We start from the raw sequence: 6,734 nt of genomic DNA on the forward strand, positions 1-6,734 counted from the left end.
GCGCCGCGCGCCGTGTCGAGGTCAATCGGCACCGTTATCTGGCTGTTATGTCGGATTTCCGATAGGATCGGCAAATCGTGGGTAGACATTTGAACATCATTGCATCCGAACACGCCGGTAGGCCCTTCAAGGTGAGAATGAGAAGGTCCCGCTCGCGCGGGCGCGTCCCCCTCTTCGCCTTCACCGCCGCAGCGGCGTTCGTGCTCGTCTCTATCGTCGACCCGTATTCCGGCGCGACGGCGTCACCCTACTTCCAGGTTGCCGGCGACCGATTCAACGGTGAGGCAGCCCAGGAGATCCAGGTCGCTGCGGCAGCCTCGAACATCTTCACGCGTGACAGTTTCACCGTCACCGAGAAACCCAAGCCCGTTCCCGTTCCCGTCGCCGCTCCCGTCGCGTCCAAGTCCGCGTCGAGTTCGGCTCCGTCGGCGGCCGTTCCTGACCCCGGTTCGGCGCAGGCGATCGCCGCTGATGCGGTGGCCGCCCGCGGCTGGGGCGACGATCAGTTCAACTGTCTCGTGTCGCTCTGGAACAAGGAGTCCGGCTGGCGCGTCAATGCGGAGAACAGCTCCAGCGGTGCCTACGGAATCCCGCAGTCACTGCCGGGCTCCAAGATGGCCACCGCCGGCGACGACTGGGCGACCAACCCCGCGACCCAGATCCAGTGGGGCCTCGGCTACATCTCGGGCCGCTACGGCACCCCCTGCGGCGCCTGGGCGCACTCCGGCGACGTCGGCTGGTACTAGCGCTCCTTGTTCTTCCAGGCTCGCACGTAGACTGGCTCAATGGCCCGCAGCAACCGACCCCGTGGCCGCAAGCCCGGTCCGGGAGCCGCTGATGACGGCCTTGAGCGGATGCGCGCCGGCTGGCGACGCACGGAAACCCGCCGCGACGGCCTCTGGACGGTGCAACCCGTACCGGGGCCGCAAGCCGTGAAGTCGTACGTGTGCCCCGGTTGCCACCGCCAGGTTGCGCCCGGCACCGCGCACGTGGTCGCCTGGCGCGGCGACGGCGTCATGGGTGAGGCATCCGACCTTGCCGCGAGGCGCCACTGGCACTCGCACTGCTGGAAGATCAAATAACCGCCCAAGCGGCACCAGGGGAGAAACCATGACTTCGAGTGTGGAAATTCGCGGCGGCGTCGAGCTACCGGCCGTGCGCGAGCAGATCGAGCTGCACACCGCGGACGGCCTGACCTTGGTCGGCGAACTGGCCACGCCCGTGAGCCGGGCACCGGTGGCGACGCTGGTGACGCTGCATCCGCTGCCCACCCACGGCGGCTTCATGGACTCGCACATCCTGCGCAAGGCGGCCGGGCGGCTGCCGGCCTTGGCCGACCTGGCGGTGCTGCGCTTCAACACTCGCGGCACGACCTCGCCGCGCGGCACGAGTGGCGGCAGCTTCGGCGGCGGCGTCGATGAGCGCCTCGACGTTGCCGCCGCGATGGCGTTCGTCGCCGAGCGCGGGCTGCCCGATCCCTGGCTGCTCGGCTGGTCGTTCGGCACGGAGCTTGCAATCAAGTACGGCCTGGAGCACCCGATCCGGGGTGCCATCCTCTTGTCGCCGCCACTGCACCGGGCCTCTGACGCCGAGCTGGCCGCCTGGACCGGCCGGGACGCGCGGCTGGTGGCCGTCATCCCCGAGTTCGACGACTATCTCCGCCCCGAGGAGGCCCGGGAACGCTTCGCGAGCGTGCCGGACACCCGGCTCATCGCCGTGGAGGGCGGGAAGCACCTGTGGGTGGGGGAGAGTGCCACCCGCCGCGTACTCGACGAGATCGTCGCCGTGGTCAACCCGGCCGCCGCGCCTCTACCCACGGAGTGGACTGCGTCGGCCTAGTACCCGATCGGCCTAGAGTTTGTTCTGTCGGGGGATCACGACCTGCTTGATGATCATGATGGTTGCCGCGGCGACGGGGATGGCGATCAGCGCGCCGAGGATGCCGAGCAGACTGCCGCCCGCGAGAGCGGCGACCACAACGACGGCGCCGGGAACGGACACGGCCCGGTTCATGATGTTGGGGCTGAGCAGGTAGGCCTCTACCTGCATGTAGATCAGGTAGTAGATCGCGGCGACCAACGCTGTGAACGTCGAGCTGCCGATTCCGGGGATCAGGCAGGTCAGCACGATGATGATCGACCCGGAGATCGTGCCCACGAGGGGGATCAGCGAGAACAGGAACGCGATCAGCGCGAGCAGCGCCGGGAACGGCGCGCCGATGATCGACAGGAAGGTGAAGCTGAGCACGCCGTTGCAGAGCGCCAGGGCTCCCTGGCCGATCACGAATCGGCCGACGGATGTCGTGATCTGCTCGCTGAGATCGGCGAACCGAGCCCGCTTCGAGGCCGGTACCAGCTGGTACACGGCCTGCTTGATGCTGTTCAGCGATGCCGTGAAGTACAGCGTGAGGATCAGGATGATCAGGGCGCCGAAAAGTCCGCTGACGATGGCGAGGCCGGACTGGATGATCGTGCTCGTGATGTTGGTGATGTTGCCGCCGACGAAATCGGTGACCGACTCTGTGATTTTCGACAGCGGGAGAGCCGGAAACTGCCTCTGTACATCGGCGAGAAAGGTGGAGGTGTTGATCGACGTGACCAGGTCCGGGATGGCCTTGGAGAGGTTGGAGACCTGGTTGACGATGATCGGCACGACGGCGAAGATCACTCCGGTCAGAACCCCGATCACGGCAACAAGCACCGTGAGCATGGCTGCCCAGCGGGGAAACCTCTTCTTCTCCAGCCAGGAGATGGCCGGGTCGAGCCCGAGCGCGAGGAACAGTGCCGCACCGATGTAGGTGATGATCGTTTGCAGAGTGATCACCGACGTGATGATGAGCAGGCCGACGCCGACGCCCAGGGTGCCGATCAGTCCGACGCGAAAAGCATTCTGGATCTTCACTGATATCCCCTCGGCTGGTGTCAGCGCTCGTCGTCGTCGCTGGCGGCGACCTTTTCCGCCTGTGTGAGCAGACCGCGCAGGCTCTCGAAGTAGCCGGCCACGGCGTCACGCTCAATCCTAATCTGGGACAGACGCTCCTCCGCGTCGGCCACAAGCACGCGCGTGCGCAGTTCGGCATCGGTCGTCAGCGCGGCGGCCCGCGTCTCGGCGTCCCGCACCAGACGTTCCGCCGACTCCTCGGCAACCTTCTTCGATGCCCTGACCTCGTCGCGGGCGGAGGCGTCCAGCTGGTCGTTCAATGCGCGCAGTTCGACCGTGCGCCGGTTGGTCTCGGCAAGCTGCTTGGTGGCATCCGCGACGAACTTCTGCGTCTGGGCCACCGCCTCCTGGTGGCGCTGCAGCTGGCCCTGCTCCGCTTCGTCCCGCCGGGCCTTCAGCTCGACGTCGAGGTCGGCCCTGGTCTGATCGATCTCGCGCTTGAGCTTGGCGGCTTCGTGCTCTCCCCGCTTGCGGGTGGCCGTCAGATGGTTCTCCAGGTCGATGCGCAGCTGCTCGCTTTCGGCGGTGAAGTCGGCGCGGGTCTGCTCATTGTCCCGACCGAGGTCGGCGTGTGACTGTTCGATCTCGGCCGCGAGGCCCACGCGCGCCTTGTCGACCTCGCGGCTGAGGTCGGCGCGCTGGCGTTCGAGGTCGCGGGCTAGGTCGGTCTGGGCCTGCTCGCTTTCAACGGACAAATCGGCGCGCTGCTGCAGCGTCTCCCGTTCGAGGTCGGTTTTCGCCTGCTCGATCTCGATTGCGAGAAGGTTGCGGGCCTGCTCGGTCTCGTGGGCGAGTTCGATGCGAGCCTGTTCGGTTTCCCGGGCGAGGTCTATGCGGTGCTGTTCCGTCTCGGCGGCGAGGTCGATGCGAGCCTGTTCGGTTTCCCGGGCCAGGTCGGCGCGTTGCTGGTCGAGTTCGTGGGCGACTTCGGAGCGGGTCAACTCGGTCTCGCTCGTGAGCCCGGCCGCGACCTCGCGGGCCTCGGTCGCCTCCCGCTGGGCCACCACGCGAACCTCGGCGGCCTCGCGCTCCGCTTCCGAGCGGATCGCGGCGACTTCCCGCTTCACGGTTGCGCGCAGCTCGGCGGCCTCGGTGGCCACCGCTCCGCGGATGGCCGCCGCTTCGTGCACGGCGTCCTGGGTGAGCGTGGTGGAGTCCTCGTGGGCCCGGGCGAGTAAGTCGTCGGCTTCAGCGACGGCATCATTGAGGATGCGGCCGGCCTTGACCGCGGCATCCGACAGTGCCCGTTCGGCCTGCTCCTTGCCCTCGCGGAGCAGGGTCTGCACTTCGCTTGCTGCGGAGGCGCGCAGCCGTTCGGCGTCGATGTCCGCCTGGGCGATCACCCTCGTCGACTGCTCTTCCGCCACGCGCAGGGTGTTCTCGAGCTTGGTGCCGAGGCCGGAGAACGTGGGGCTGCCGACCTCTTCGATTTCCGCGTTCAGATCGTCGATCTGGGTGGTGAGACGTTTGATTTCCTTCTTCGCCTCGGTGCCCTGGGTATTCGCCTGAATCAGGTCGCGGCGCAGTCCCTGGATGGTCTTGTCGACTTCGTCGCGGTCGTAGCCGCGGAATACCTGGGTGAAGTCTGCTTCGTCGTTCGCCACGCTGTCTCCTCAAAATGGGCCTCTGACCCCCGTTTACGGACTGACGAAGGAAGCCTCCACAATTTTAGTCTGTTCAGTAGGCACTGGCGCGTCCCAACCCGAGGGATTATTAGGTGCCTCTCAGGGGCAACCAGTATCGTAAGACGTCCTGTCTGTTGCTGATCGGGCCCGCATCCGGGTCCAACGTGCCCGTGTGCGCGATGAGCGGCCGGCGACACAGGAGGGTTGACGTGCGTTTTGTTCTTGCCATAGTGGCATTCGTCCTTGCTGCGGCAATGATTGTGCTCGGCATCGCCCAGCGGACCATTTTTCTCGATCCGGCCTCGGTGAGCCTGAGCGCATCCGTGGAGGACGCCCGCTTCGCGGTGGTCGAGCCCAGTGCTCTCAACGCCGTGCCGGGAAGCCAGACGATCACCGTCAGCGGTTCCGACACGGTTTTCCTGGCCTACGGGCGCACCGACGACGTCAAGGCGTGGCTCGGAGACGAACCGTACGTCGACATCCGCAAGGACAAGGACACGGTCGCCCTCAGCAGCACACTCATCGATCCGGCTACGGAGGCCGAATCGGCCGCCGAGTCTGAGTCCGGCTCTGCGGCGCCAGCGGACTCCGCGGCTGAGTCGGAGACGGTCACCAACCCGGAGGGCTCCGACCTGTGGCTGCAGGAGTTCACGGCTGAGAACACGCTGACCACCACTCTCAAGGTTCCCGACGGCATCTCCCTGATCGTGGCCTCCGACGGCACGGCCTCCGCGCCCACAGATGTCAGCCTGTCCTGGCCCACCGACAACTCCACACCCTGGGCAGGCCCGCTGATCGTCGGCGGCGCGGCCGTCGGCCTGATCGGCTTGGTCATCTACCTCCTGGCGCTCCTGCACCTGCGCCGCTCCCGCGGCCCCCGCCGCAATCTGCCCCGCGGTCCACGGATGCCCCGGCTCCCGCGCGTGCCCCGTCCGAAGGCCATCAAGCCGAGCCAGATCAACGGATCCGGTAAGTCGATCGCTCGGTCCATGGTCGCCATGCCCCTGATCCTGGTCAGCGGTTTGGTGCTCAGCAGTTGCTCGGCCGATTTCTGGCCGGCCACGTCCGCTCCCGACGCCGCCACCAGCGGGACGCCGACTCCGACCGACACCGCCGGCCCGGCCCAGGACGTGCCGCCGCCCGCCGTGACGGTGCCGCAGCTCGAACGCATCGTGGCCGATATCGCCTCGCTGACCGCGGATGCCGATGCGAACCTCAACGCCGACATCCTCGCCACCCGGTTCACCGGCCCGGCACTGGAGAAGCGACTGGCGAACTACAAGATCCGGGGGGCCGACCCGGCCATCGCCGCGCTGCCGGCGCTGCCCACGTCACCCCTCCGGCTCACGCTGCCGCAGCAGTCCTCCACCTGGCCGCGCGTCGTCATGACGGTCCTCCAGGACGAGGCTGACACTGCCGCCGCGCCGACGGCCCTCGTGCTGCGACAGGAGTCGCCGCGGGCCGACTACCTGGTCGAATACATGATTCAGCTTGAAGCGGCCGCCACGGTTCCCAAGGTCGCCCCGGCGACCATCGGCGCCCCGATCATTGCACCCGACTCCACGTTCCTCCTGCTCTCACCCGACCAGGTCGCCGCGGCCTACGCCGACGTGCTCCAGCTGGGGGAGGCCAGCCCCTCCTACGCCCTGTTCGAGGCGGAGGGCGACAGCTTCCGCACCCAGGTCACCGAACTGAAGACCTCACGCCAGGCCGGCCTGCCCTCGACGGCGTCGATCGAATTCGGTGCGGCCGCCGGCACCGGGCGCACCGTGGCATTGGCGACCAACGACTCCGGCAGTATCGTCGCCGTGAGCCTGACCGAGACCGAGACGGTGAAACCGGTGGATGCCGGCGCGACCGTGAGCCCCGAGGGTGCCAGCAAGGCCCTCTCCGGCATCACCGCCACGGCCAAGGGCATCACCAGCACCTACGGCGACCAGCTCCTGTTCCATGTTCCGGCCGCCGGTTCGAACGAAAAAATCGTCTTCCTTGGTTTCTCCCAGGGTCTGATCTCATCAACGGAGCTTCCATGAGTGTTGTCCCCCCGTCCCTGTCCGGCATGAACCTGCGCGGAGCCGTCGACCTGTCTACGCTGGTGAACCGTCCACCGGCGCCGGCCGCGGGCGCACCGCCGGCGCCGGGCGCACCGCCGGCGCCGGGCGCACCGCC

6 protein-coding genes are annotated in these 6,734 nt (G+C 67.4%); 4 read left to right on the forward strand and 2 right to left on the reverse strand.

All coding sequences use genetic code 11. The annotated features are described in order from the left end of the window. Positions 1-137 precede the first annotated feature (137 nt). The 3 genes from E3O54_RS01255 to E3O54_RS01265 are packed head-to-tail and all read left to right on the forward strand — an operon-like array spanning position 138 to position 1,839. Positions 138-746, forward strand: coding sequence for a lytic transglycosylase domain-containing protein (locus tag E3O54_RS01255; protein WP_134400763.1), 609 nt, complete (start codon positions 138-140; stop codon positions 744-746). 39 nt (positions 747-785) lie between these two features. Then, positions 786-1,082: a hypothetical protein gene (locus E3O54_RS01260; RefSeq protein ID WP_134343041.1), complete on the forward strand. Its 297-nt coding sequence runs from the start codon at positions 786-788 to the stop codon at positions 1,080-1,082. Positions 1,083-1,110: 28 nt separating this feature from the next. Continuing rightward, positions 1,111-1,839 carry an alpha/beta hydrolase gene (locus tag E3O54_RS01265; RefSeq protein WP_104103189.1) on the forward strand — a complete coding sequence of 243 codons (729 nt, stop codon included), beginning with the start codon at positions 1,111-1,113 and terminating at the stop codon, positions 1,837-1,839. A gap of 12 nt (positions 1,840-1,851) precedes the next feature. Here the strand turns inward: E3O54_RS01265 and E3O54_RS01270 are convergent, their stop codons facing one another. Then, positions 1,852-2,901, reverse strand: coding sequence for an AI-2E family transporter (locus E3O54_RS01270; protein ID WP_104103192.1), 1,050 nt, complete (start codon positions 2,899-2,901; stop codon positions 1,852-1,854). Positions 2,902-2,921: 20 nt separating this feature from the next. Next, complete coding sequence (locus tag E3O54_RS01275) at positions 2,922-4,544, reverse strand: hypothetical protein (protein WP_134400764.1); 1,623 nt, start codon at positions 4,542-4,544, stop codon at positions 2,922-2,924. Between the two features lie 251 nt (positions 4,545-4,795). Here E3O54_RS01275 and E3O54_RS01280 point away from each other — a divergent pair, with 251 nt between their 5' ends. Continuing rightward, positions 4,796-6,598: a hypothetical protein gene (locus E3O54_RS01280; protein ID WP_134400765.1), complete on the forward strand. Its 1,803-nt coding sequence runs from the start codon at positions 4,796-4,798 to the stop codon at positions 6,596-6,598. The last annotated feature ends 136 nt before the right edge of the window (positions 6,599-6,734 follow it).

It is taken from the genome of Cryobacterium sp. TMT2-4, from assembly GCF_004402575.1.
Classification (GTDB): domain Bacteria; phylum Actinomycetota; class Actinomycetes; order Actinomycetales; family Microbacteriaceae; genus Cryobacterium; species Cryobacterium sandaracinum.